The 26,030-nt window shown below is 45.5% G+C and carries 23 protein-coding genes and 1 riboswitch; of the genes, 19 read left to right on the top strand and 4 right to left on the bottom strand.

What is annotated here, in order from left to right; all coding sequences use genetic code 11:
* Positions 1-34: 34 nt before the first annotated feature.
* The gene (locus tag MHI32_RS29545) at positions 35-964 is read left to right on the top strand and encodes an AEC family transporter (protein WP_340011600.1); all 930 of its coding nucleotides are present in this window, start codon (positions 35-37) and stop codon (positions 962-964) included.
* 4 nt (positions 965-968) lie between these two features.
* Here the strand turns inward: MHI32_RS29545 and MHI32_RS29540 are convergent, their stop codons facing one another.
* The 4 genes from MHI32_RS29540 to MHI32_RS29525 form a co-directional block, all read right to left on the bottom strand.
* Entirely contained in the window at positions 969-1,811 is an 843-nt protein-coding gene (locus MHI32_RS29540) for an aldo/keto reductase (RefSeq protein WP_076282173.1), read from the bottom strand.
* Positions 1,812-1,869: 58 nt separating this feature from the next.
* Positions 1,870-3,078, bottom strand: a complete 1,209-nt coding sequence (locus MHI32_RS29535) for an MFS transporter (RefSeq protein WP_076124110.1) — start codon at positions 3,076-3,078, stop codon at positions 1,870-1,872.
* 209 nt (positions 3,079-3,287) lie between these two features.
* Complete coding sequence (locus tag MHI32_RS29530; protein ID WP_340012783.1) at positions 3,288-3,800, bottom strand: hypothetical protein; 513 nt, start codon at positions 3,798-3,800, stop codon at positions 3,288-3,290.
* A gap of 159 nt (positions 3,801-3,959) precedes the next feature.
* Positions 3,960-4,928 (bottom strand): Gfo/Idh/MocA family oxidoreductase, encoded by a 969-nt coding sequence (locus tag MHI32_RS29525; RefSeq protein ID WP_076191635.1) that lies wholly within the window; start codon positions 4,926-4,928, stop codon positions 3,960-3,962.
* 196 nt (positions 4,929-5,124) lie between these two features.
* On the opposite strand from MHI32_RS29525, the gene MHI32_RS29520 reads away from it, so the two are divergent.
* The 18 genes from MHI32_RS29520 (at position 5,125) to MHI32_RS29435 (ending at position 25,993) form a co-directional block, all read left to right on the top strand.
* Positions 5,125-6,072 (top strand): sugar-binding transcriptional regulator, encoded by a 948-nt coding sequence (locus tag MHI32_RS29520; protein WP_076218261.1) that lies wholly within the window; start codon positions 5,125-5,127, stop codon positions 6,070-6,072.
* Between the two features lie 160 nt (positions 6,073-6,232).
* A riboswitch (purine riboswitch) is annotated at positions 6,233-6,336 on the top strand.
* A 168-nt stretch (positions 6,337-6,504) separates the two neighbouring features.
* A complete protein-coding gene (locus MHI32_RS29515) occupies positions 6,505-7,119 on the top strand; it encodes a xanthine phosphoribosyltransferase (protein ID WP_036682464.1) in 615 nt (204 codons plus the stop codon).
* Positions 7,113-8,432 (top strand): nucleobase:cation symporter-2 family protein, encoded by a 1,320-nt coding sequence (locus MHI32_RS29510; protein ID WP_036682206.1) that lies wholly within the window; start codon positions 7,113-7,115, stop codon positions 8,430-8,432. The genes MHI32_RS29515 and MHI32_RS29510 overlap by 7 nt, the downstream gene beginning before the upstream one ends.
* 211 nt (positions 8,433-8,643) lie before the next feature.
* The gene (locus tag MHI32_RS29505) at positions 8,644-9,942 is read left to right on the top strand and encodes an SLC13 family permease (RefSeq protein ID WP_076124103.1); all 1,299 of its coding nucleotides are present in this window, start codon (positions 8,644-8,646) and stop codon (positions 9,940-9,942) included.
* Between the two features lie 33 nt (positions 9,943-9,975).
* Complete coding sequence (locus MHI32_RS29500; RefSeq protein WP_340011596.1) at positions 9,976-11,127, top strand: glycerate kinase; 1,152 nt, start codon at positions 9,976-9,978, stop codon at positions 11,125-11,127.
* 108 nt (positions 11,128-11,235) lie between these two features.
* A complete protein-coding gene (locus MHI32_RS29495) occupies positions 11,236-12,270 on the top strand; it encodes a sugar diacid recognition domain-containing protein (RefSeq protein WP_076124099.1) in 1,035 nt (344 codons plus the stop codon).
* Positions 12,271-12,362: 92 nt separating this feature from the next.
* A complete protein-coding gene (locus tag MHI32_RS29490) occupies positions 12,363-13,718 on the top strand; it encodes an MFS transporter (RefSeq protein ID WP_340011594.1) in 1,356 nt (451 codons plus the stop codon).
* Positions 13,719-13,785: 67 nt separating this feature from the next.
* Positions 13,786-14,004 (top strand): hypothetical protein, encoded by a 219-nt coding sequence (locus MHI32_RS29485; RefSeq protein ID WP_036682196.1) that lies wholly within the window; start codon positions 13,786-13,788, stop codon positions 14,002-14,004.
* A 28-nt stretch (positions 14,005-14,032) separates the two neighbouring features.
* Positions 14,033-14,722, top strand: coding sequence for a hypothetical protein (locus MHI32_RS29480; RefSeq protein WP_076124098.1), 690 nt, complete (start codon positions 14,033-14,035; stop codon positions 14,720-14,722).
* Positions 14,719-15,921 carry a glutathionylspermidine synthase family protein gene (locus tag MHI32_RS29475; RefSeq protein WP_076181895.1) on the top strand — a complete coding sequence of 401 codons (1,203 nt, stop codon included), beginning with the start codon at positions 14,719-14,721 and terminating at the stop codon, positions 15,919-15,921. The genes MHI32_RS29480 and MHI32_RS29475 overlap by 4 nt, the downstream gene beginning before the upstream one ends.
* Before the next feature lie 69 nt (positions 15,922-15,990).
* On the top strand, positions 15,991-16,584 hold the full coding sequence (locus tag MHI32_RS29470; protein WP_232061559.1) for a hypothetical protein: 594 nt from the start codon (positions 15,991-15,993) through the stop codon (positions 16,582-16,584).
* The gene (locus tag MHI32_RS29465) at positions 16,581-16,973 is read left to right on the top strand and encodes a DUF350 domain-containing protein (RefSeq protein WP_038573772.1); all 393 of its coding nucleotides are present in this window, start codon (positions 16,581-16,583) and stop codon (positions 16,971-16,973) included. The genes MHI32_RS29470 and MHI32_RS29465 overlap by 4 nt, the downstream gene beginning before the upstream one ends.
* Before the next feature lie 87 nt (positions 16,974-17,060).
* Positions 17,061-18,074, top strand: a complete 1,014-nt coding sequence (locus tag MHI32_RS29460; RefSeq protein WP_076191641.1) for a potassium channel family protein — start codon at positions 17,061-17,063, stop codon at positions 18,072-18,074.
* Positions 18,075-18,208: 134 nt separating this feature from the next.
* Positions 18,209-20,254 carry a catalase gene (locus tag MHI32_RS29455; RefSeq protein WP_340011592.1) on the top strand — a complete coding sequence of 682 codons (2,046 nt, stop codon included), beginning with the start codon at positions 18,209-18,211 and terminating at the stop codon, positions 20,252-20,254.
* 170 nt (positions 20,255-20,424) lie between these two features.
* Positions 20,425-21,579 (top strand): glycosyl hydrolase family 8, encoded by a 1,155-nt coding sequence (locus tag MHI32_RS29450; RefSeq protein ID WP_340011591.1) that lies wholly within the window; start codon positions 20,425-20,427, stop codon positions 21,577-21,579.
* 31 nt (positions 21,580-21,610) lie between these two features.
* Positions 21,611-23,164 (top strand): hypothetical protein, encoded by a 1,554-nt coding sequence (locus tag MHI32_RS29445; protein WP_076278263.1) that lies wholly within the window; start codon positions 21,611-21,613, stop codon positions 23,162-23,164.
* Positions 23,161-24,714, top strand: coding sequence for a hypothetical protein (locus MHI32_RS29440; protein WP_340011590.1), 1,554 nt, complete (start codon positions 23,161-23,163; stop codon positions 24,712-24,714). The genes MHI32_RS29445 and MHI32_RS29440 overlap by 4 nt, the downstream gene beginning before the upstream one ends.
* A 28-nt stretch (positions 24,715-24,742) precedes the next feature.
* On the top strand, positions 24,743-25,993 hold the full coding sequence (locus tag MHI32_RS29435) for a glycosyltransferase family 2 protein (protein ID WP_036682179.1): 1,251 nt from the start codon (positions 24,743-24,745) through the stop codon (positions 25,991-25,993).
* The last annotated feature ends 37 nt before the right edge of the window (positions 25,994-26,030 follow it).

Raw genomic sequence — 26,030 nt, 5'->3', positions numbered from 1 at the left:
GTTTGAAGTAACCTACAACAGAGGAGTTCTATTCATGATCCAAAGTGTGTTATCGACGTTATACCAAGTCATCGTGCCTTTGTCCATTCCTGTGATCGTGGGTGCGCTACTTGGGCGGTTTAAGAATCTGGATACGAAGCCGTTATTGACGCTTTATCTATACTTTTTAACGCCGGCAATTATTTTAAATACATTGGCTACTGCAGAGATATCCATGGATGATATTTATAAGACGCTCGCCTTTTCGCTTCTAAATCTAATCTTCTTATGGGCGATTGCGAATATAGTCGGCAAATTATTGATGCTAGATCCATCCGAAGTATCCGGTCTGACCTTGATTTCAACGTTTACGAATAGCGTGAATTATGGACTTCCGCTGGTGTTGCTAGCTTTCGGACAGCTTGGTCTCGATAAGGCCTCTGTATATGTGATCGGACAGATGATTATCGTGAATACGATAGGCGTTTATTTTGCAGCAAGATCTCAGTTCTCGGTAAAAAATGCAGTAAAATCGGTCTTTTCACTTCCTGCCATTTACGCAGCTCTGTTGGCCCTTCTTCTCCGTATCTTTGGCCTGCATTTGCCTGCAGAGGTGGCTACAGGGGTTGCCTTGGTAGCTGGAGGATATTCACCGGTGGTACTGGCGATCCTTGGCGCACAGATGGTTAAAGTGAGAAACATGCCATCCGCACGCAAGGGTCAGTCTACTTTTTGGACTGGGCTTTCGATTCGATTAATCTTAGCGCCGCTAGTGGCTTACCTCGGATTATCGATCCTGCAAATTACCGGAACCTTGTTCTCTGTGCTGCTGATTTTGGCTTCTATGCCAGTTGCCGTCAACGCCGTCGTGCTAGCCGAGCGTTTTAATGCCTCACCGGAGCTGGTATCCAAATGTATTTTGTGGACGACGCTTGCTTCGTTTCTCGTGTTGCCGGTGCTTATAGTGTTAGTGCAAGGTGCGTAATCCCTTAGAAATCAAAATGATCTGGGTCTGGACCTACCCGCTGATCTTGGTTGAGAGAGTTAATTAGAGTCATATCCTCGTCAGATAATTTGAAATCAAACACGTCTACATTTTCGACGATCCGGTGTTCTTTAGTAGACTTAGGAATGGTGATAATCCCCCGTTGCAGGTCCCAACGGACAATAACCTGAGCGACGGATTTGTCATGTTTGACGGCAATTTGTTTCAGTACAGGCTGATCGAACAATTGACCTTGCATTAACGGAGACCAAGCTTCTAATTGGATTCCTTGCTCTTTGCAGAAGTCGAGCAGCTCTTGCTGATTCAAATAGGGATGTAATTCAACTTGATTGACCATCGGCTTAATCTCAGCATCTTTCTGTACATCTTCAAGATGGTGAATCTGGAAGTTGCTGACCCCAATGGCTTTTACCCGGCCCTCTTTATACAACGTTTCAAGCGCTCTCCAAGACTCTTTATATTTTCCTTTTACAGGCCAGTGAATAAGGTACAAATCCAGGTATTCAAGTCCGAGTTTAGCTAAGCTAGTCTCGTAGGCGGCAATGGTTTCCTCGTAGCCCATATCTGCGGTCCAGACCTTTGAGGTTACGAAAAGCTCTTCTCTGGACAAGCTGTTCTCTTGCAGAGCCTCTTGGATGGCTTGTCCCACGCCTGTTTCATTCTCATAAATTGCGGCAGTGTCAATGCTGCGGTAACCGTGTCTAATAGCGGATTTGATCGCTTGTATCAGTTCTGCGCCTTCTTCCACTTTAAATACGCCAAGCCCTAGCCAAGGCATATTTACACCGTTGTGTAATGTAGTTGTATCCTGTAGATGTTGAGCCATAATAAAGTAACCTCCTAAGATATTTAAAAGTTTGTTTGGGTTGTTAATGGACTGCTCTTTAAGCAGCTTTAGTCTGGAGAGGAGCCTCATCTTTCTTCTCCAGAGCACGGCTCCATGCCGTCAGTATTACTGCGGACAGAACCATGATGGCACCTACCCAAGTGGTATGAATCAGTCCCATATGATCTGTGACGATGCCGCCAAGGTACGCACCAATGGCAATACCAGCGTTAAAAGCAGCAATATTTAATGCAGAAGCTACATCTCGTGCACTTGGCGCATATCGATCTGCAAGCGTAACAACATGTACTTGCAAGCCGGGCACGTTCATGAAAGCTAACAGTCCCATAAAGAAGATCGTAATCAGTGCGGCAACCTTGTAAGGTGCGGTAAAAGCTAAGACAAATAAGACGACAGCTTGGACTGCAAACATATAGAATAGAGCATTCATCGGTTGGCGGTTGGCGGCTTTACCTCCAATCACGTTCCCGATGGCAATCGCAATGCCGTATACAAGCAAGATTACGGCGACTGTATTCTCTTTGAAGCCGCTGATCTCATGCAGAAGGGGCGATAAATAAGTAAAGACTACAAATGTGCCCCCATAGCCCAAAGCCGTAATTGCGAAGGCAAGCAGTAAACGCCCATTGGTGACCAGCTTAACTTGCTCACGAAGGGGTGTATGGGTACCTTTGCGCAGCCCGGATGAAGGAACAAGGATCAGATTGCCGATGAGTGCTATAAGCCCGATAGCAATAATAGCAACAAATGCAGCACGCCAGCCGAGTTGTTGGCCAAGGAACGTACCTAGCGGAACGCCAGTAACAGTAGCTACTGTAAGTCCAGTGAACATGATGGCAATGGCACTGGCCTTACGATCCTCAGGCACGAGGTCGGCGGCAATGGTCGAAGCAATCGACATGAACAAGCCATGGGCCAGAGCGGAAATTACTCTCGCGATTAACAGCAATGTAATTCCGTCCGCAGCCGCCGCAAGACTATTGCCGATAATAAAGACGATCATAATGCTTAGCAGTAAGGTTTTGCGCGATATCGACGTGGTTAGCGACGTTAAGATGGGTGCGCCAAAAGTTACTCCTAAAGCGTATAAAGTAACGGTCAACCCGGCTGTGGTTACCGGTATATGCAGATCCGTGGCGATTAGAGGCAGCAGCCCCACACTTATAAACTCAGTGGTACCAATCGCAAAGGCACTAATGGCTAGAGCTAAGAGTGCCAAGGTGCTTCTTTTTTTATCTAAGGACATTTCTTTCACTCCTACGCTGTGTTAATCACCGGCCGGTAAGTGCTATTATGAAGAGATCTGTCCATTTAGTATAGTACGTACTTTAAAGTGCTATAGGTACTAAAAAGTACCTATAGCACAACTCGCCAAACCGCAAAAAGCATGGGCACCCTGATCTCGTCAGGTTTGCCCATGCTTTTTGCTATGCTTGTTATATAGTCCCAATAGGGTTAACTAGACCGTTGTTTGAGGTGGCGCCGTTTAGCTGTGCCTTTGTTAGTGGCGTGCCCACCCGATCCTCCACCAACCGCCTGCTGTTGTCTTGTTCCTGGGCTTTCAATAGCGGAGTTTGTTCCACCGGTGCTGAACGTTCCGCCTCCGCTTGCTACCTGAGTTGCGGAGGCATTCTGGCTCCGTTTAGGCAGTTTAACCGTCTGGGTATTGATAACGACCACAACTTCTTTGCGATACGGATATAATAAGAGGGGCTTAGCTTTGCCGCGTTTGTAGCCCCCACTGCCTAGGTTAGTCGCATCACCGCCTGCGCCGACACTTTGTTGTTGGCGTGTATAGGGAGAAGCAATGGCGGCATTATTGCCGCTTGCGCTGCTGCGCCCTGCACCGCTTGCAATTTGTGTAGTGTTGGGGGCGTTCGTATATTGATTGTTGATGACAAAGACTAATCTGTCCACTCCGTGGAGTGGGGTCCTTGTAATTATGCGCCGTTTTCCTTTTTGAATAATGACAACGATCCGGTCTCTTTTATAGGCCACCCATATTCACTCTCCCATACTTTGACTTCATTAACATTAATGCAGATGGGGGGAATAAGTGATGAATACGGGCGATCTACCTCGAAAAACAATCATTTGCCTAAGTTAGCTGCCTACTAAACGGTTTATTTATTCAAAGCTATATTTGATCCCCCATTGCTCCCGGACATTGCTCATAATGTCCATGACATCCAAGGAGAGGTTGAGGGTCTCTTTATGGCTTTTATCTGCAATATACCGCTGCATATCTTCAATCTCGTATTGCAAAGCTTTGGCTGTATCTCCAGCTTCAATCGTCTCTACTGTGCCATCCAAATATTGAATGGTGGCTTTGCTGGCCCGCGGGAAATTGTCTACGGTAATAAATCCGAGCTCTCCTGCAACCACCCCCCGTTTAGGCATTTTGGAGCGCATTGTAAGGGAGATTACCGCCATTTCATCTGCCGCATTGTTAAGAATAATACCGGATTGCTCGTCCACTCCTGTCTCGAATTGTTTTACCGTAGTAAGAATCTCATGGGGCTGTTTGGACAGGAAGAATCTTGTGAAGGACAGCGCATATGTCCCAATATCCAGCAGTGCTCCGCCCGCCAGATCTTTGCTGAAGAAACGGTTGTTCACATCATATTCTTTATGGCTGCCAAAGGAGACCTGCACCATTTTGAGGCGCCCGATGATGCCGTCATCAATGAGCTGCCGCAGTTTCTTATACAGTGGCATATGGTAGATGGTCATAGCTTCGGCCACAACCAGATCCTTTTCAGCGGCAAGTCGGGTGACTTCTTGAAGTTGTTTGCTGTTCACCGTGATTGCTTTTTCGCAGAGAACATGTTTGTTATTCTGTAAGCTTTCAATGATGTATTCATAATGATTGCTATGTGGCGTAGAGATGTACACTACATCAATTGCAGGATCTTGCAGCATTTCACTGTAACTGCCATAAGCTTTCGTGGCTCCATATTGATTAGCGAATTGTTGTGCTTTCTCCAAGCTTCGCGACCCAACCGCATACAACGTTCCTCCCGTTTCATTCAGCGCAGCCGCAAATTCGGCAGCTATACTTCCTGGACCGACAATTGCCCACTTTAAAGGGTTCATTTCCAGCACCTCACTTGTTTGATTTTTTGTTTTTATTTAGAGATACCTTGATTCCATCTGAACCATTCATCTTCATAAAAGTTTTAATATTAAGCACATTTGTGCAATATAATAATAAATGTGCAAAACAATCGTCTACAGTATAGCGGGGGGGTCTAAATCCGTCAAACTGTTGAATACGCGGGGGCGTTGTAACATGGATCGAAAAGAAGATAAGAAGCTGCTTATTAAAATAGCACAAATGTATTATGAACAGAATTTAACGCAGAGTGAAATCTCCAGCCAACTTGGTATATATCGTACCACCATCAGCAGGATGCTAAAGAGGGTACGTGAAGAAGGGATCGTTACAATAACTATTAATTACGATACTGGCGATCATTTTACATTGGAGCAGGAGCTGAAGGAGCGGTTCGGGCTACGGGAAGCCATTGTTGTGGAGGTAGATCCTGCACAGTCCAGCACGATTAAACGCAAAGCTATAGGACAAGCCTGTGCGAGATGGCTCGAGCAAGTGCTTCTCCCGAAAGATACGATTGGGTTTTCTTGGGGAAGCAGCTTAGCTAGCGTTGTAGAAAGCCTAACACAAGCCCAGAGACCATTTGTAACCTGTGTACCTACGGTCGGCGGCCCATCAGGAAAGATGGAGAGCGGGTACCATGTAAATAACATCTGTTATCAAGCTGCTCTAAAATGGGGTGCGCGCTCGTTAATGATTGATGTTCCAGCGATCACGGAGCAAAAGGAAACTAGAGATCAACTGATGAATTCCCAGTATTATCAGACCATTGCCAAGGCGTGGGACCATCTGGATATCGCTGTGTTCGGCATCGGATCGCCGGAAATGAAAGGGGAAGAGGCGTGGCGCGGTTTTTATGGTGATGCAGTGATTGCTGAGCTGGAGAATGGAAAGGTCGCTGGTGATATCTGTTCACGATTCTATGATGGCAACGGGATTCCCGTGCATACCGGAATATCGGATCGAACACTGACCATTGAGCTGGAGCAAATTAAGCAAGCACGGTATTCGATTGGTGTAGCGGAGTCACTTGAGAAGGTAACGGGGATCCTTGGGGCACTAAATGGGGGTTATATGAATGTACTTGTAACGACCCAAGAAACAGCGCAGAAGATATTGGAGTAGTAACTACTAAATGTAAACAATTGAATTTCGTGAAAATAACCTGAAAATGGCATGCAAATTGCTTAAAATTTTGCTTGTAAGCACCAGACAGAGCGTGTAAGATATACAAGGTATTCATATTGAACATTTATAAAAATATAAGTTTCACATTATACATTATCCTTATATTTGCTTGTCAACTCATATAATCTTGGGAATATGGCCCATAAGTTTCTACCGGATAACCACTGTAATTATCCGACTATGAGTGAAATAGCGCATCTAGGGTTCCGCTTCCTGACTATGGAAGGACTGGACCGAGCGATGCGGACACTATGCAGTGTTACACCACTAAGGGACAAAAACCCAGAAGGACAAATTCACTTGAGAGAAACGACTCAAGGGATTTGTCCTTTTTTTGTTTTTAATTCAGAAGGAGAGATCAAGTTTACTATGAAGGTACTTCAAGAGCGCATCAGACAAGAGGGTCTTATTTTATCAGATACGGTACTAAAGGTAGATTCATTTCTGAATCATCAGGTGGATACGGAGCTTGCCTTACAAATTGGACAGGAGTTCAAGCGGTTGTTCGGACATTTGCCTATCACTAAAATCATCACTATTGAAGCGAGTGGCATTCAATTTGCCATGGCTACGGCCATCGCCTTAGGCGTACCGTTTGTATATGCGAAGAAGAAGAAAGCAGTGACCTTATCTGAAGCGGTCTATTCCGCGCCGGTACATTCTTTTACACGCAAAGAGGATTATATGGTTAGTGTCTCGCAAAAATATATCGGACCAAGCGATAAGGTGCTTATTGTAGATGACTTTTTGGCTACTGGTGCTGCTCTTGTTGGACTGGTTGATATCGTGCAAGAGGCTGGCGCTGAGCTCCTTGGCGTTGGTTGTGTGATTGAAAAATGCTTCCAAGAAGGCCGGAGTCTACTCGAGGATAGAGGGATAGAAGTCCATGCTTTAGCCCGGATTACATCTATGTCACCAGGTGAAATTCATTTCATTGATAATGAAAGTTCAAAAGAGCCAATCAAGGAGAGTGCGAGATGTTAAGCAAGAAAAAAGTATTTGCGTTAGGATTTCAGCATGTACTGGCGATGTATGCCGGAGCAGTTGTTGTTCCGCTGATCGTAGGGAACGCGCTGAACCTGAATGCCACCCAAATGGCCTATCTTATCGCAGCTGATTTGTTTACTTGCGGGTTAGCTACTTTGCTGCAGATTATGGGCACTAAGTATTTTGGCAGCAGGCTGCCGGTTATTCTTGGATGTACCTTTACGGCAGTAGGGCCGATTATCGCTATCGGCAGTGCCAACAATTTGGCGACGGTGTACGGAGCAATTATTTTATCTGGTTTATTCGTGGTACTGGCGGCCCCCCTTTACGGGAAGCTGCTGAGGTTTTTCCCAACGATAGTAACGGGCTCAGTCGTGACCATTATTGGGTTATCTCTTATTCCTGTAGCTATGAATAGCGTAGCTGGCGGAGAAGGCAGCGCTGATTTTGGGAATCCCCGCAATTTGTTGCTTGCACTGATCACGCTGCTGGTCATTTTAGCGGTTAACCGTTTTACTACAGGATTTCTTCGCTCGGTCTCTGTCTTGATAGGTCTTTTAGTGGGTACAATTATTGCTTATGGAATGGGCATTGTTAGTTTCTCTACAGTAGGTGAAGCCTCTTGGGTAAGTGTTGCACAGCCTTTCTACTTCGGATGGCCTCAGTTCAATCTTACGGCTATTTTCACTATGATCATTGTTAATATTGTTAGTATGGTGGAGTCCACAGGTGTTTACTTTGCGATTGGTAAAGTGACGGATCAGAAAGTGGAACAAAAGCAGATCGTAAACGGGCTGCGTTCAGAAGGTTTGGCGATTATGCTGGGCGGGATCTTTAATGCATTTCCGTACACAGCATTTTCGCAAAATGTAGGTCTGGTCTCGCTGACTCGGGTCAAAACTCGGAATGTTATTTTTGCAGCCGGCGGGATTATGGTTGTGCTTGGACTACTGCCTAAATTGGCGGCTCTGACAACAGTTATTCCCAATGCCGTACTGGGTGGAGCGATGATCGTGATGTTCGGATCGGTTGCTGTTTCCGGGATGTCGATTCTGTCAGAGGTAGATCTGCGTAAGGATGGTAATCTGCTGATTGCCGCTTGTAGTATCGCTGTTGGATTGGGTTCGGCAACTGTACCTGCAATGTTCGATCAATTGCCTGAATTCGCTCGGATGCTGCTGCAAAACGGTATCGTATCCGGTTCCCTTACAGCGATTGTGCTGAATATCTTCCTCTCGAAGACAAAGGATAATGTTCTGGCAGAAGATCCTGCTGCCCCTGTTCTAACGAAAGAAACTCAAGTTTCTTAATACGTCTAATTCATGTTAAAAGACCAAGCTCTGGTGTGCTGAAACCTAAGCTTGGTCTTTTTCTCATGCTCAGAGCTTGTGCATATGCACAAAAAAATAGGTTGTCCCGTCAATATTATTGGGTTTGTAAGCGCAGTATACTCAGTTTAGAAAGCGTTATCAAATTACACACTGTATAGTGTCAAATTCTTATACTAGGGGGCAACTAGAGATGGAAGGCACAGTAATTAACTGGATGGGCGCGATTGCGGGATTGATTCTGGCCGTCGTATTGATTTTCAAAAAAGTTAACCCGGTCTACGCACTCTTTTTAGGCGCGATTGCCGGAGGGATATTAGGCGGGGCATCCATTGCAGAGACAGTACAATATATCATCGACGGAACGAATAGTGTTATGGGGGCAGTTGTACGTGTACTCGCGGCTGGTGTCCTTGCCGGGGTATTGATTGAATCAGGGGCAGCCGAACGAATGGCCGAGACCATAGTAGATAAGCTTGGCGAAAAGAAAGCGTTATTATCTATAGCGCTGGCAACTATGATTATTACAGCGGTAGGCGTATTCATCACAGTCGCTATCATTATTGTCGCTCCAATCGCTTTGTCCGTAGGTAAGAAGATCGGCATTTCCAAAACTGCTTTGCTGCTCGCACTGGTCGGTGGCGGTAAAGCCGGTAACATTATTTCACCGAACCCGAACACCATTGCCGTAGCTAAAGGCTTTGATGTAGATTTGGCTCAGGTCATGATTCATGGATTCATCCCAGCCATTGCGGGTCTGATTGTCACTGTTATTATTGCTAATCTGCTGGTCAACAAAGGTGTGAAAATTGCAGAGGGCGACGTTGTAACTAAAGAGGAAGACAGTACTAAGGTTAAACCTAGCTTTGGCCGTGCCATCGTCGCTCCAGTTGTCGCTATTTTACTTCTAGCCATTAACCCAATCGGAAATATTCTAAATATTGAATTGCTGAAATCATTTAAAGTCGATTCTATGATCATCTTGCCTCTTGCCGGCATTATTGGATTGATTGCTATGAAACAAACGAAGAACATCATTTCTTTTACAACCTCAGGGTTAAATAAAATGACAGGTACAGCCATTATCCTGATTGGTGCTGGTGCTATCGCTGGTATTATCTCGAAATCGGATTTGAGTGCTACTGTTGTAGATGCAATAACGGCTATGGGGATTTCCGGAACGTTCCTTGCGCCAATTGCAGGGATCCTGATGGCGGCTGCTACAGCATCAACCTCTACGGCTTCTATCGTGGCTGCCGGATCATTTGGTCCCGCTATTCTTTCGATGGGCACAGCGCCGCTAAATGCAGCAATTATGGTGCACACCGGGGCTACAGTCATTGACCATCTGCCACACGGTAACTTCTTCCACGTGACCGCTGATTCCGTTAAGATGAACATTAAGGACCGGATGTCACTGATTCCTTATGAAAGTCTCGTGGGTCTGACGATGGCTATCGTCGCCACTATATTATACGGCTTCATCCTATAATTTATATTTGCAACTAGAAGGGACGGATATTCTATGAATAAAGACTTTGTCATCGTATTGGCACCGGATTCTTTCAAGGAAAGCATGACAGCCAAAGAAGCTTGTGAAGCCATGGAAAAAGGCATTCACAAAGTAAATTCTAATATTACTTGTATTCATGTACCCATGGCAGATGGCGGCGAAGGAACGATGCAGTCCTTGGTCGATGCAACGGAAGGTACAGTATATATAACAAAAGTTAAAGGGCCACTGGGCAATGAAGTTAGCGCATCCTACGGAATCACAGGAGACGGGCTGACAGGGGTGCTGGAAATGGCTAGTGCGAGTGGTATTCAGCTGGTATCCCCTGAGACACGTAACCCGTTGATTACAACCACCTACGGGACAGGACAATTAATCAAAGCATGTCTGGATCGTGGGGTCAGCAAGCTGCTGATCGGTATCGGTGGCAGTGCCACCAATGACGGAGGCGCCGGGATGGTGCAGGCATTAGGCGGCAGGCTGCTGGATGCCGAAGGCAATGAGCTGTTGTTTGGTGGTGGTGAGCTCGGCAGATTAGCCCGTATTGATCTGAGTGGATTTGACCCTCGCCTTAAGGAAGTACAGGTTGAAGTGGCTTGCGACGTTACGAATCCATTATGTGGTCCGACCGGGGCTTCCAATGTATTTGGTCCGCAAAAAGGGGCTACTTCGGATATGATCAAACAGCTGGACAGCAATCTGCATCATTATGCGAGTGTCATCAAAGAGCAATTGGGTTTCGATATTATAGATATGCCTGGTGCTGGTGCAGCGGGTGGCCTTGGGGCAGGACTGGTGGTGTTCTTAAACGGAATATTAAAAAAGGGCATTGAGCTTGTGATCGACTATACTGGACTTGAAGAAAAAGTGCAGCAGGCGGACATGGTGTGGACCGGGGAAGGAAGCATCGATTTCCAGACTCAATATGGCAAGACCCCGCTTGGCGTTGCTGAGGTCGCTAAGAAATATAATAAACCTGTGCTGGCCTTTGCGGGACGGATCGGCGATCAGACGGAAGTGCTGTATGATAAAGGGATTGATGCTATTTTTGGCATCATGCCAGGTGCATCTTCATTGGAGGATGCCTTGAATAAAGGGCAAGAGAATCTGGAAAGAACGGCTGAGAATGTGGCTAGGTTAGTCATGTTGAACCAAGGAAGCTGATTGAATTATACAAAGTGATAGAGGGGCTGACTGAACGGAGTCAGCCCCTTTTTCTTTTTTAAGGTAGAAGCTTTCTGAGTAGAATATAAAGGGACAGGAGGTACAGACATGAAGATATCGAAATCACTTGCAGGACAAATAGCACAAGAAATGATGAGCGTAGTTCCTTATAACATTAATGTTATGGATGAGAGCGGCTTTATTGTAGGAAGCGGAGATCTGAAACGGGTCGGAACCTTACATGAGGGAGCGAGAATAGCCATTCAAAGTGGGCATGTCTTTGAAGTGTACGAGGATGGCAGCGGCATGAAGCCGGGGGTGAATGAACCCATTATTATAGATCATAAAGTTTTGGGTGTGGTAGGTATTACGGGACATCCAGATGAGGTTAGGCCGTTTAGTAAGCTGGTCAGAGTCACTACTATATTACTTATTGAGCAGGAAGCAAGGAACAAGCTGGAACAGGATGAGCGAGTAAAACGTGTGAAATTTTATCATGAATTGTCTTATCGTAAAGAAGCATATGATCTTGAGTTTCTGGAACGGGCGGGCAGCTATGGGCTTGATCTTAAGAAAAAATGCTGGGCGATCCTAGTGGAAGGCGATGTGAACGGAAAAGAATTCAAAAATGTATTTAGGTCCTATCCACATTACTGGAATTTGGAGAATGATAAGGCGGTTTTTTTTATAACGGATGTTTTTCTTTATAAAGAGCTCATAGGAAAACTAAATTCATGTGCGAATGTGGGGCGAATAGGTTCTGGCGAAGCAGAGGAGTTAGCTGCATATTCACTTGAACAGGCCCAGGCGGCGATTAGTGTTGGCAGTAGAGTCGACCCGCTCAAGAAACTGTACACTTATGAAGAACTAAGATTCTTAATTCATCTCTCCTATGATGGGGCTGAGCGGCCCGGGACGATTTATGCACTGCTGGATCAGTCGGGCGATAAGACAGGCCTGATTGAAACACTGCAAGTATTTATTGCTGAGAATGGGGACCATAATCGTACTGTACAGAAGCTGAATATTCACCGAAATACACTGAACTACCGGCTTAATCGCATTCATACATTAACGGGCAAAAATCCACGCAACTACATGGAGTTGTTTGAATTGTTGTGCGGATTGATGTGGCGTAAGTAGTCTAGATCCCCCTATTCCAATTGCCATCCTGATTTTATAGGCATAAACTTAGATAAGCTTGTATAGATAAATTAGGACAGGGATGGATAGGAATGAATGAGAAAGTAGTAATGAATGATAAAGTAGTCATGCCATTATGGACCATGTGCCTTTTTATCGTAGTGATGAACACAACGATGTTTAATGTATCACTTCCAACCATTATTCAGGATCTCCAAATTTCTGCTGATCTAGGTTCATGGGTAATTTCGAGCTATTCGATTGGATATGCTTTATCGACGGTTATTTATAGCCGCTTATCAGACGTGGTGCCGATTCGGAGACTTTTAACCGTTGGCTTAATTACTCTCGGGTTGGCCTCAGTGTTTGGATTATTTGCGCATGACTTTAATACATTATTGATAACGAGAATAGTACAATCTGCTGGCGCGGGTGCGATGGCTGGATTGGGGCTCGTACTGGCTAGCCGTTATGTGCCTATTGAAAGACGTGGTGCGGCTATCGCCATGATCTCCGCAGGGAGTGCAATGGCCTTTGGTTTGGGCCCGATTTTTGGTGGTGTCATCAGTCAGTATTTTGGCTGGAACGGGTTATTCGGAATTACTTGCCTTGTGCTTGTTGTATTGCCAGTACTGCTGCGGTTATTACCTAAGGAACAGCCGCAGCCTGCAAGCTTTGACGTTATTGGGGCGGCGCTGACCGTTGTAAATGCAGCAAGTCTGCTGGTAGCCGTAACCACCCAATCTCTGGTATGGTTGGCAGTGGGCGTAGTGTCTATTATCGTGCACGCTTGGTATTTGAAGAAGGCGAAGGAATCCTTTATTAACCCGCAGCTGCTAAAAATGCCGGGATACTTGAAGCTAGTTACCATAGGCTTTTGTATTCTGGTGCTGAACTTGGGGAATTTGTTCCTGATGCCGCTTGTGCTCGCTAATCTGTTTGGTAAATCCTCGTTGATGATTGGTTTGTTTATCGCACCAGGTGCGTTATTATCCGCATTTCTTACCCGTTTTGTTGGACGTTTTATTGACCGGTATGGCAACTTGCGCTTCTTAATCATAGGGCATTGTATTCTTGCCGCTGTTATGGCTGCATTTGCGCTGAACCTTTCTGTATCTCCTGTAGTTCTTCTGCTTGGTTATCTTTGCTTCTCTCCGGCCTTCTCGGCGACAATGGCATCCTTAAATAATGAAGCTTCTCGGGTTCTTCCGCGAACTTGGATTGGTTCAGGTATGGGGCTTTTACAACTGATTCAGTTCTTTGGAGGTTCTGTATCTGTTGCGGTCTGTGGGCTGTTGCTGCATGCTCAGCGTGATCTTGCGCCGGCAAAAGCCTATGAGCATGTATACGGACTGTTGCTCCTTGTCAGCTTGTGTTCGTTAGGAGTTCTCCTTTTATATAGACGTTCTTATTCCAAAAGTAATGCTGGGCAATCTATACAAGCTTAGAACTGAAACGAAAAGGTGATAAAAACGTATCAGATGCTATAGCAGATATAAGGAAGGAATGGTAATAATGGATAACGGGATGAGTGTAGTTTTAATCGAAAAAATGCCAGAAGGTGATCTACGAGTGATTGAAGAGCGTACGTGGAGCATGAATATGATAACTGCACTTGAACATGTCAATTATATAGTGGTGGGCAGTAAGGAATATGAGGCGGTTGAAGGACGACTGAATGTGGATGAGGGCAAGCTGGAGCTTTTGCTTGTTCCGATGCACACTGAGGGATAGAAGATCATCAGGGAAGGAGAACCTTACGATGGCTAAAGAAGAAAGGGATAAGGAATTGCCTGCATCAAAATTATTTACCGCAGATGGCAAACCCATCCGTGTATTATCAACATCGCTAGGCATAGCCTTATTAGCGAATGCTATGTTTATTCCTGGCGGAGCGGGGGCTAGCGCGAATACTTCTGCGGGCGAACCACAGCTAGTCTCTTGGTCTAATGAAGAGGTTAAAGCTTATTTTGATAAAAATGTGGATTGGAATATTCCCTACCCCGAAGAAGGTACGAAAGAGGTAGAGGAGCAAGGCCAAGGCGTAGTAACTTCAAACGGAACAACGGTAGTGAATAACTATGGCGGTTATCATTCAGGTTTTGGCTGGACGGATTTGCTTCTGTATCATATGTTGTTTAACAGCGGTGCCAATTACTCCTCCAGAGGATGGGCTAAGGACCGTCCTACCTATTATGGAGGCACGAGAACCACTTATAAACCACCTACTTATAGCAGCGAAAAGTTCCAGAATAAAAAGGTGCCCGGTTCTGTAGTGAAACCTAAAACCTCAACCTCATCCACGGGTTCCATCACGAGAAGAGGTTCCTCTTCAAAGAACGGAATCGGTGGCACTTCCAGTGGCTTAAACTCTTCGAAGAACTCTAAATCAAGCTCGGGCTCGAAATCTTCATCGAGATCTGGTTCCAGCAAGAGTGGTTTCGGCGGATGAGTGATCAGCAGAGCGTGTTTGAGATTCTAGATTTGTCTGATCTGGAGCGGGGCCCACGGGTACAAGCGCTGCATGAGCTTGGGTTCACCTGGGCAGATCTAGAGGAAGAAGAGTACTGGATGGATGCAATAGCTGTCATGCGCAGCGACATTTATAAAGAGCTTGAGGAAGCCTCCGCAAAGCTATGGGCTATCCTCGATAAAGCGGTTCGGTATATACATCTAAAACGCGATTTGTATGAGCTGCTGGGCATTCCTCCTGTTCTTTGGGAGATGCTTGATGGGTTTCCTATTCCGGAAGAAGGTCTAATCAGTCGGTATGCAAGGTTCGATTTTGCGATAGCTAATGATGGAACCATCAAGCTTCTGGAACTGAATGCCGATACACCTACAGGTTATGTGGAGGCTTCCATAGCAACACCTTGGATCTGTGAACAGGCGGGTGTGACTAGTCCAAATCATGCGATGAAGGAACAACTTGCCGCAGCCTGGCAGATAGAACGACCAGATACCGCAGCTTGTGTTGCTTATGGCTCTCATCTTGAAGATTCGGGTACGATTGAAGCCTTGGCCAGACATAGCGGGCTTACTATTCAGTGTGTGGATTGTCTCGATCTGTGGGTCGATGAGGGCATTCTGAAGGACGGGGAGGACCGGGTGATAAAGCGGATGTTCGCCCTATATCCTAAAGAGTGGATGGCCGTCGATGAGGGTGGAGATGCACTTGCCTATGCTGTTGAACAGGGAAATCTTCAGCTTTTTAATGGACCACACAGTATTCTGTTGCAGTCTAAGGGATTGATTGCAGCTGTGTGGGGAATGTATGAGCTTGGCTTATTATTTGACAATGAAGAGCGTGAGGCGATCTCACGTTATATTTTGCCTACTTATAATAAGCCTGTGTTCTCTGGCAGCTTTGTGTCCAAATCTGTATTTGGCCGCGAAGGCGGTTCTGTACGTCTCTTTGACGATAGTGGAACTCTAGAAATTGAGGACGAAGAGGGTTATGATAGCAGTCAGCTTTTTCCCTCTGTATATCAAAAAAGAGCTGAACTAGCCCGAATACACACCGCCGAAGGTGAATTCCACCTACTGACAGGCATGTTCGTCATTAATGGGAAGCCGTGTGGGCTGCTCGGCCGGGCTGGCGGACTGATTACGGGCAATGCCAGTCATTTTATCGCGTTGGGAGTGAGATAGTTGGATAAAAGTAAGGCTATAAACAAGTCGTCTACCAGATTAGTAAAGGCCCGGATCGGGGCTTTATGTATGATGCTTCTAACGGTATTGCTGCTTAGTGCATGTTCCAGTAATCAGGGGAGTGTGTTTGATTCAGGCACTGCCGAAACTTCTGACAGTGTTGCACGGGTACCTTGGGATTACCGGGTTGTGGAGAGTACTGTAGGTGATCTAATTGGTAGTGATATGACGGTGTTGCCGGATAATGAGCTGCTGCCGAATGATGAGAATTATGCTACTGGCGATAAAATATGGACACTGCAGTTCATGGACGCTGAGCTGATCACAGATGCCGACCAACGCAATGAAGTCCGCCTCTCTTCCTGGACGACCATTAAATCGTATCCCGATGAAAAAACAGCAGTCGAGGATCTTACCAACCTTAAGGTATCGGTAACTACAGATGTTGATCTTGTAGGAGTATACAAGACAAAATATAATGAGAAGACAAGAAACTTTGCCGTCCTCGAGCTGCCTTCCGGCAACCGGATCAAGCAGCCGATAGACGATGAGCGTTATGCAGCATTAGAGAAAGAAAAGACCGCTTCCGTAGTCCTTGAGGAAGTACATGATTTCGCCGATTATGACTCGGCATATGCGAAATTTCGGGGGTGGGCAAAGTGACGATTGTTGTTAATTTAATAGTCAGTATATTTGTGATTATTCTTCTGCAATTGTTGGGTATGGTTATCTTTGGCTTGATGACCCCGTTCAAGGATATGGAAGAGCTGAAAAAAGGGAATGTGGCTGTAGCTCTAGCGCTTGGCGGCAAATTTCTCGCTACAGCAATTATCATTGGAGTAGCGGCGTATACGAATACCTCTATTCTGCATATGATCATTTGGTTTGCTGTCGGTTATGTGTGCCTCATCGCTGCTTATTGGATTTTTGAATTGGCGACCCCAAGCTTTAAAATTTCAGAACATCTGGAAAAAGGCAATGTGGCAGTAGGCACCATGCTCTGCTTGGTGTTTATCGGCACAGCATTTGCAGTCAGCAGTTTGATTGTTTAGTTCACAAATCGCAGATGGACATGGATAAGGCTGCCCTCAGTAATAACCTCGAGAGGCAGCTTTATTAATGTGAGGAAGGGATGGCAGATGCATTTTTTTCTGAGAATATCCAACAGGATGATGCGTTTACGCAAACGGTCGATCGGTCTGATTATTTTGATCTTTATAATTCTTAGCGCATCGATAGCTTACCTGCTTGAACCGAGTACATTCCACAACTGGTTTAATGCCTTCTATTGGGTTATGACAACGATGGCCACCGTTGGGTATGGGGATTATTTTGCCGAGACGGTAGTGGGTAAGCTATTCACCATGTTTCTATATATTTTTGGGATTGGTCTTCTCAGCTTGGTTATTGGCAAGGTCATTGACTCTATTGCAGAGGTGCAGAGAAGGAGAGGAGCAGGAACATTGAGCTTCCGGGGAAAGGATCATGTGATATTAATCAATTGGAGTAAGAAAGCGCAAGCTGCGGTAGATGAGGTGTTATGCTATTCACCTAAATGTCATATCGTCATCATTGATGAGATAGGACGGCATCCGCTGGAGCATATGGAGCAGGTCCACTTTGTAAGCGGTGATGCTTCCAGCGATGAGATTCTCCTTAAAGCTAACATACACGAAGCCAGGGCAGCCATTGTGTTCGGAGACACACGGATTGATGAAGCATCGCTAATTGACGGGAAATCTCTGCTTATCGCCTCCAGCATTGAGCGCATAGCGCCACAAGTACATACTACCGTAGAAATTATGCAGGAGAAGAATATACAGAATTTCAGGCATGTTCAGGTCAATGAATTCGTTCTGTCGCATGATGCCATTTCTAGATTGGCAGTCCGATCCGCTCTGCAAGAGGGGAATTCAGAGGTGATTACGCAGCTGCTGAGCCGCCAGTATGGGGATGATATTTATGAGATTCCAGTGAATAGTGCATGGAAGACCTATGGGCAGGCGTTTCAGGAATTGCTCCTTCAAGGTGCAACTTTACTCTCGGATCGTAGTGACCTTAGCATCAATCGCAAGCTGGACCAGCCTATTCCTAAAGAGGCTAGATTATATATTGTTTCGGATGAAGAGACGTATCGGAGAATTAAAGGTTAGGTCAGTGAGCGAGTAAAGCGGATTTTCGGGAGAATGGCTTCTCGGAATTCCGCTTCTTTTTGTTTGCCGTTCCTTCCTTAAGGGTAAGAGATGAATATTATCGTTACTCTACCTTTCGGAAGGAGCCATTGTTAATGAGTGAACAGCAAAAAGTGAACGGAAATAGCAAAAATGAGCAACTGGAACAGTTTCGCAGTAAGGACGAAGGTCACGCTTTAACAACCAATCAGGGATTGAAAGTGTCCGAGGATGAGTTCTCCCTAAAAGCCGGTGACCGGGGGCCAACCTTGCTGGAGGATTTTCATTTTCGGGAAAAAATGACCCATTTCGATCACGAGCGGATTCCTGAGCGGATCGTGCATGCACGCGGATTTGCCGCCCACGGGGAGTTTGAAGTATATAAATCGTTGAAAGAATATACGAAGGCGAAATTCCTTCAAGATCCGTCCGTGAAGACCCCGGTGTTTGTCCGGTTCTCAACGGTAGCAGGATCACGGGGTTCAGCCGAAACTGTGCGGGATGCCCGGGGCTTCTCGACCAAATTTTATACCGAAGAAGGCAATTATGATTTGGTAGGCAATAATATGCCGGTCTTTTTTATACAGGATGCGATTAAGTTCCCTGATTTAGTGCATGCGCTTAAGCCGGAGCCGCATAATGAAATGCCTCAGGCAGCATCAGCCCATGATACCTTCTGGGATTTCATCGCCAATAATCAGGAATCGGCCCATATGGCGATGTGGCTGATGTCCGACCGCGCCATTCCGCGCAGCTTCCGGATGATGGAAGGGTTTGGAGTTCACACCTTCCGTCTGATCAATGAACAGGGGAAAGCGCATTTTGTTAAATTCCATTGGAAACCAGTGCTTGGTGTACACTCTTTGGTGTGGGACGAAGCACAGAAAATATCCGGAGCGGACCCTGACTTTCACCGCCGTGATTTATGGGAATCGATTGAAGCCGGCAACTTTCCGGAATACGAGCTGGGCATTCAGCTTCTTAGTGAAGAAGACGAATTCAAGTTTGATTTCGATGTGCTGGACCCTACAAAGCTATGGCCAGAGGAAGACGTGCCCGTGCAGATCGTTGGGAAAATGACCTTGAACCGCAACGTGGATAATGTTTTTGCCGAAACGGAGCAGGTGGCTTTCCACCCTGGACATGTAGTGCCAGGGATTGATTTCACCAATGACCCCCTACTTCAGGGCAGATTGTTCTCTTATACGGATACCCAGCTGATTCGGCTTGGGGGTCCTAACTTTCATGAATTGCCGATTAATAGACCGGTGTGTCCTTTCCACAACAACCAGCGTGACGGATATGGGCGGCAGACGATTAATCAGGGCACTGTGAGTTATCATAATAATTCTCTGGCCCAAAATACGCCGAGACCTGTCCCAGAGGCTGAAGGCGGTTATGTGCATTATCAAGAAAAGGTTGAGGGCCGTAAGGTACGCAGCCGGAGTAAAAGCTTTGAGGATCATTTTTCACAAGCCAAGTTATTCTGGAATAGTATGAGCCCTCCGGAACAATTGCATATTATCGAAGCTTATTCTTTTGAGCTTGGAAAGGTTAAGAGTAAGTCGGTCCGACAGCAGGTCGTAAATATGCTTGCTAACATTACCTCCGAGCTTGCTGTACCTGTGGCAGAAGCCATTGGAGTAGCGGCTCCAGAAGTTGGCGGTTCCGAGGTCACTCAAGCTTCCCCTGCCTTAAGTCAGGCTAATACGAAAAAACATCCCAACACGCGGAAAGTAGGCGTGATTATCGGAGATGGTTTTGATGAAGCTGCGGTAATGCCTGTGTTGGACACGCTTATGGGAGCTGGGATACAACCGGAGCTAATCAGTGATAAGCTTGGATTTATTAAAGGCTCAAGCGGCACAGAGCTTGAAGTCATCCATACCTTGTCCACTACAGATTCGGTGCTCTTCGATGCGATTTATGCGGCTGGTGGAAATGCGGAACGCAAGAAATTCCATAAAGATGCAGCGTTATTCCTCAACCAAGCCTATGCACATTTTAAACCTATCGCGATGACGACAATACTTGCTGAGCTGCTTGCAACAGATGAACATAGAAGCAGACCGGGAGTCATAATAGGCGATGGTGGGGAAGTTTTCGCGGCTAGCTTCGTTGCAGCCATTACTGCCCATCGTTTTTGGGAACGTATGGAATAAAGTAAGTAGATGACAGAAAAAGGAGGATCTGCTCGTCAGAAGGCGTGTGGATGCCTCTTTTTTTTCATCTAATGGTTTCATAAATTTAACATTTGGATTAAGGATGTGATGTATATTACCGTTATAGATAATACTAGGCAATATAAGCAGATGCTTAGGGAGGTGATTTTTTGAGGAAAGAGATAGCTGTTGCTGTAGTGGTACTTACAGGTTTTACAGCATTAACAGCATGTGAGCAAACAGCAATACCGGCATCAACACCCTCGCCCTCCGCAAATGTTCATACAACAGAGCCACCGAATCCTACGGGTTCGGCTAATAATGATATGGGGGACCCTTCACAGGAATTGGATGCTTTAGAGCAATTTATTGTTACGAAGCTTACCGGCTCGTCCGGTGTTTATACGAATTTAATTGAAACAGAGCAATCCGGGGAAGCAGCAAGCGGCCATGAGATTCTAAGTGAGTCTGCCTCTCTGAGGATGCTGGCAGCCGTACGGAGTGGTGAGAAAGAGCGATTTGCAGAAGAATGGGCGCTGGCTAAGCAAACCTTTGATATGAAGGGTGGTTTTAGCTACCGATATAGCCCTAAACAGCAGAAATTATATCCTGTGAATGCTGCCGTTGATGACTTACGTATCATTCGTGCGCTTTATGAAGCGGGGGATACGTTTAGAGATAAACAATATACAGAAGAAGCGGCTAAGTATGGTGAGAGGTTTTATAACTATAATGTAAAAAATGGATATATGTATGACTTCTATGATGAAAATTACAAAAAAACCAACACATTCGTTACTTTATGTTATATTGATTTAGGTACAATGCAAAAATTGTCGGTTTCTGGAGAATCTCGTGACTTTTTGTTGAATAATATGAGCGTTATTCTGAAAGATGGATATTTATCAGATGAGTTTCCCTTCTATGAAACAAGGTTTAATTATGAGAGTGGAACCTATAGTTCGGAGAATATCAATACAGTAGAATCGCTACTGTCTATTCTGGCTTTGGCAGAGGTAGACCAGCAGAAATCCTCCAGCATTAATTTTATCAAGCAGCAGGTCGAGGCTGGCACATTATATGGACAATATTCGCGTGAGGGAAAGCCGCTTAACGATATTCGCTCAACAGCCATTTACGCCATTACGGCTATGATTGGTGCCGAGATCGGAGACGATGCACTCTATCGCAAAAGCATTGAAAGAATGAACGAGTTCAGAATAACCGATGCCGGCAGCTCACTGTATGGAGGCTTCGGCGATGTAGCTAGTGGCCAAGCCTATTCCTTTGACAATCTGATGGCGGCATTGGCTTATGTCTATTAATTTAAACCTATAGTAACGAAGGTGAATCTGCATGATAAACAACACGGTGAAATCACCTCTGAGGCAGGGGATGACACTCGCTAACCTACCGTTGCCATTGTCCCCGGCTTTTATCACTGCTGTTGGAGTGTTGCTTATAACCATCATCGCCTTATTTACCGCCCCGTATGTCGGAATGGCGGATAATGGTGATTTTTTTCGCAGCATCTATAGTAACGGAATTTATTTCAATCTGCCGGATTATGACGAGCAATACTTTGGTTATTTTGTAAAGCAATATGGAATCTTTCAATATTTTAATGAGAATGGCGCGACATTATTTTCTTCACAGTCCCTATTTATTCAGCTGGCCATTGGACTTAATAAGCTGTTTTTTAGCAGCGAGGTTTTCGATATCCGGTTTCAAGCAGTCATTTACACGATTTTATATGCTGCGGCGATCTACTTATTAATAGAGGCTATTACATGGGGGATGACCCGCAAGCAGGGATGGGTCACTGCAGGTATTGCTATTTTTATATTTGGAGATACCGGGTATACCGCTTATTTCAACTCCTTTTACGGCGAGAGCGTCGTGATGATCACGATGATTACTATGTTCGCAGCTTGGTTGTTGTTATATCAAAAAAGATACAATGACTATGTGCTGCTGGCCCTGTTCTTGATCAGTACGATCATCCTGACTACTTCCAAACAGCAAAATGCGCCAGTGGGTATAATCATTGCGGTTCTGGGGTGTTCAATCCTTTGGATTCGCAGGGATAAGATCTTTCGTATTCTGACCCTGGTTTCCCTTGCCTTGATCCTGTTCGCAGGTGTGTTCACTTATTTGAATATCTCGGATGAATTCGTGAATATTAACCAGTTCCATGCCATGACCCGAGGGGTGCTGAAGGATTCCACCGATCCGGAGAAGGCACTGAAGTCATTCGATATTGATGAACAATATGCCATCTTGAAGAACAGCATTTACTACGAGAAATACGGAACTATTGATGTGAATTCACCAATCCTCCAAGAGAACTTTTACAGTCGTTACGGATTTGTTTCGATCCTTAAATACTATATATCGAATCCGGATCAGCTTAACTCGATTCTTAATGTAGCTGCTCAAAGTGCATTCTCGATTAAACCAGCGGCGATGGGCAATTACGAGCAATCTGTTGGGAAGGAATTTCGAGCACAGAGTCACTTTTTTACTGGATACAGTCAGCTGAAAAAAGCTTTAGCACCACGAACGATAGGTTTTATCTTCCTTTGGACAGTGCTTGTCATCGGTCTGTATATGCCTTCCTTTGTAACAGCCATTAAGGCACGCAATTTTAGAGGATTGCAGCGGATGGTATTGATTGTCGCTACGATAGGCATTGGTCTTTCAGGCATTTTTGTATCGATTATCGGTGCCGGTGATGCCGACATTTCCAAGCATGAATTCTTGTTCACTTTATCTTTTGATTTGGTGACCTTTCTGACAGTATCTAGTGTGATCGGACGCAGATTCTCCAAAAATCGCAAAAAGCCGGTTAACGAGAGCCCCACCATGTCTAGTCCATTTACAAAGCCTCAAAAGGATGTGAGTGTTTGAAGCGCAGAGGGATCTTATACTGTATATTGCTGCTGACGCTGAGTTTAACCATCCTATTGCTTCCCGCCACTCCTGTTCAATCTGCTGCATCGCCACAACAAGTCTTACTGCTCTATGACAGCCTTGCCAAGGGGACCTCTAAGGATGGAAATGTGACTGAACTTCAACGTCTGCTGGCAGCTTACTCGACAAAGGTTACACTTCGAAGCCTAGATCAATACGAGCAGGGGATGCTGAAAAATTACTCCAGAGTGATCATGGTCCGTAACGAAGCGGATATTTCGATCACGAATAAATCCTATATAGAGGATTGGGAGCATTATCAGGGGCAATATTTGCATATAGGGTACAACCCACCCGCTAGTCTAACGAAGGCGTTACAGCTAACCACTGATGTGATCTATGACGGGAGTGCTGAGCTCGAAATTGGACAGTTCTCCGGAATTCAAGCTAAGGTGCAGAATATGCCTTATATTGTAGCGAGTCAGGCGGTCAAATCCTTTGGGAAACTCTCTTTTGCGGAGGAGGGTCTGCAAGCACCGTACGCTGTGAGTAAGGGGAATGATACATATGCCCCATATTTTGAACAAGGGAATATCAGTACGCTAGGAATGGCGTATGTTCTGAAGGATTGGCTACATATCACTGCTGCTGCTCCTAAAATGTACCTTGCGATCAAAGAAATCTATCCTTTCTCCGATCTGCGACTGCTGGCAGAAACGGGTGAGCGGCTGTATCAACTGGGGATTCCGTTTCTTGCAAGTGTGCGGCCTGTGTTCAGCAATACCGACTATCCGGCCATGCAGCGTTATTTAGTGGCTATGAAAAGTGTGCAATCCAGCAATGGAAGCATTCTGGTCAATGCCCCAGTGGTGATGCCAACGATAAGCTCCAGTGACCATACGCTTAAAGGAAAGATGAATGATTTCATCAATCTGTTGGCCGAAAACGGGCTTGGGCCGCTTGGAGTCGGAGCAGAAATGCATTGGTCGTATGACAAAGAGTATTCAGAAGCGGGGATGAGCTTTTTTGATTCCGTGGTGTTGTATCCGGATGAACAGATTGATTATATGGAGCAGAGCGACACCTCTAAATCCTTTCCATCCTCTTTATATAGCGTTCCGCTGGAATTTCTTCAAGCTTTGCATACATCCAATAAAGTGATACCGCAATTGCCGATGGATACTGTAATCACCGTCGACATGCCCGAGGATGAGCGTCAGCTTGAAGAAATGCTGCAAAGTCTGGAACGGAATTGGGTTTCTTTTGCCGATTATAAGCAAGAAGAGCATCAGGTCGTTACTGATCAGAACACAATCTCCTCATTAGATGGAATGATTTCTATTAATGGACAACCTCTAAGCCTGGACTATACACCGGAAACAGTGGATAGCGATTATCGCTACACAGAGGAGCAGCAAAAGAGCTTCACCCGACTTTTTAATATTCAGAATCAATTTTTTATTGTTGTGATCATGATTTCTCTGCTGCTGTTTGGCGGATTGTTGATGATCGGATACCGGTTATATCGCAGAAAGTTTTTGAAATGAGACAACTAATCGTGATTTGGAGGACCCTATGACGATTTCAGACGTGCTGATGGTGATTGCGGTGATCTGTATTTGGTCTCTGCTGCTGGTGAATGTGACCCTCATTATCGCGGGCTATCTATATTACATTAAATCCGAAAATGAGGATATACCAGAGATAGAGGGCGAATATCCTTTTGTTTCAATTATGGTTCCCGCTCACAATGAGGGGGTAGTGATTTGTAAGACGGTTGAATCTCTGCTGGCGCTGGATTATCCGCAAGATCGGTATGAGATTATTGTGATTAATGATAACTCCTCTGATAACAGTGCCGAGCTGCTTGCGGGCATACAATCCCGAAATCCGGGGCGTCAGCTGGTAGTCATTAATACGGATGCAGTTACAGGAGGCAAAGGCAAATCCAACGCCTTGAATATAGGCTTTACCAGCTGTAAAGGGGAGCTAATCGCCATTTATGATGCCGACAATACTCCGGAGAAAACAGCTTTGCGTTATCTGGTTGCTGAGATCATGCATGATTCCAGCCTCGGTGCGGTGATTGGGAAGTTCCGGACCCGTAATCGTGATGCAAGTTTACTGACCCGGTTCATTAATATTGAGACCTTATCCTTTCAATGGATGGCTCAAGCGGGACGCTGGAAGCTGTTCAAGCTTTGCACTATTCCGGGAACCAATTTCATTATGCGCAGGTCAATTGTGGAAAGCATCGGTGGTTGGGATGTTAAAGCGATAGCCGAGGATACAGAAATCAGCTTCCGGATTTATATGATGGGTTACCAAATCAAGTTCCAGCCGAAATCCGTCACGTGGGAGCAGGAACCACAGACCCTGAAGGTCTGGTTCAAGCAGCGAACCCGCTGGGCGAAGGGCAATATTTATGTCATTGTCAAAAATATTCCGCTGCTGTTCAATAAATCGGCCGCAAAGGTGCGGTTCGATATTCTTTATTTTCTATCCATTTACTTCTTACTGCTGCTGTCGTTAATCACCTCGGATGTGCTGCTGATCCTGCATGCTTTGGGTTATGTGCATACTACTATTGCAGGTCTTAGTAATTTCTTATGGCTGCTCGCTATTATTCTTTTCGTTGTGGGGACCTTCATCACGCTAACGACAGAAAAGGGCGAGATGAGCTTGTCCAATCTAGGGATTGTAATGTTGATGTATGTGTCTTATTGCCAGCTGTGGATGGTTGTCGCGGCTAACGGATTATATCTATATCTGAAAGACCTCATCTTCAAAAGAGAAGCCAAATGGTATAAGACGGAGCGCTACTAACGAGGCACCAAAAAGTCATATGAGAAAAATGTAATCA

The sequence above is a fragment of the Paenibacillus sp. FSL H7-0690 genome (genome assembly GCF_037980415.1).
Classification (GTDB): domain Bacteria; phylum Bacillota; class Bacilli; order Paenibacillales; family Paenibacillaceae; genus Paenibacillus_AQ; species Paenibacillus_AQ odorifer.
This window is presented reverse-complemented; position numbering and strand designations above follow the sequence as displayed.

Excerpts from the sequence above, each read along its gene's own strand:
- MHI32_RS29510 (WP_036682206.1), top strand. The coding sequence starts at position 7,113 with ATGTTAAGCAAGAAAAAAGTATTTGCGTTAGGATTTCAGCATGTACTG.
- MHI32_RS29480 (WP_076124098.1), top strand. The coding sequence starts at position 14,033 with ATGGCTAAAGAAGAAAGGGATAAGGAATTGCCTGCATCAAAATTATTT.
- MHI32_RS29500 (WP_340011596.1), top strand. The coding sequence starts at position 9,976 with ATGAATAAAGACTTTGTCATCGTATTGGCACCGGATTCTTTCAAGGAA.
- MHI32_RS29535 (WP_076124110.1), bottom strand. The coding sequence starts at position 3,078 with ATGTCCTTAGATAAAAAAAGAAGCACCTTGGCACTCTTAGCTCTAGCC.
- MHI32_RS29520 (WP_076218261.1), top strand. The coding sequence starts at position 5,125 with ATGGATCGAAAAGAAGATAAGAAGCTGCTTATTAAAATAGCACAAATG.
- MHI32_RS29495 (WP_076124099.1), top strand. The coding sequence starts at position 11,236 with ATGAAGATATCGAAATCACTTGCAGGACAAATAGCACAAGAAATGATG.
- MHI32_RS29515 (WP_036682464.1), top strand. The coding sequence starts at position 6,505 with ATGAAGGTACTTCAAGAGCGCATCAGACAAGAGGGTCTTATTTTATCA.
- MHI32_RS29490 (WP_340011594.1), top strand. The coding sequence starts at position 12,363 with ATGAATGAGAAAGTAGTAATGAATGATAAAGTAGTCATGCCATTATGG.
- MHI32_RS29545 (WP_340011600.1), top strand. The coding sequence starts at position 35 with ATGATCCAAAGTGTGTTATCGACGTTATACCAAGTCATCGTGCCTTTG.
- MHI32_RS29525 (WP_076191635.1), bottom strand. The coding sequence starts at position 4,928 with ATGAACCCTTTAAAGTGGGCAATTGTCGGTCCAGGAAGTATAGCTGCC.
- MHI32_RS29460 (WP_076191641.1), top strand. The coding sequence starts at position 17,061 with ATGCATTTTTTTCTGAGAATATCCAACAGGATGATGCGTTTACGCAAA.
- MHI32_RS29475 (WP_076181895.1), top strand. The coding sequence starts at position 14,719 with ATGAGTGATCAGCAGAGCGTGTTTGAGATTCTAGATTTGTCTGATCTG.
- MHI32_RS29455 (WP_340011592.1), top strand. The coding sequence starts at position 18,209 with ATGAGTGAACAGCAAAAAGTGAACGGAAATAGCAAAAATGAGCAACTG.
- MHI32_RS29505 (WP_076124103.1), top strand. The coding sequence starts at position 8,644 with ATGGAAGGCACAGTAATTAACTGGATGGGCGCGATTGCGGGATTGATT.
- MHI32_RS29470 (WP_232061559.1), top strand. The coding sequence starts at position 15,991 with ATGATGCTTCTAACGGTATTGCTGCTTAGTGCATGTTCCAGTAATCAG.
- MHI32_RS29445 (WP_076278263.1), top strand. The coding sequence starts at position 21,611 with ATGATAAACAACACGGTGAAATCACCTCTGAGGCAGGGGATGACACTC.
- MHI32_RS29485 (WP_036682196.1), top strand. The coding sequence starts at position 13,786 with ATGGATAACGGGATGAGTGTAGTTTTAATCGAAAAAATGCCAGAAGGT.
- MHI32_RS29435 (WP_036682179.1), top strand. The coding sequence starts at position 24,743 with ATGACGATTTCAGACGTGCTGATGGTGATTGCGGTGATCTGTATTTGG.
- MHI32_RS29540 (WP_076282173.1), bottom strand. The coding sequence starts at position 1,811 with ATGGCTCAACATCTACAGGATACAACTACATTACACAACGGTGTAAAT.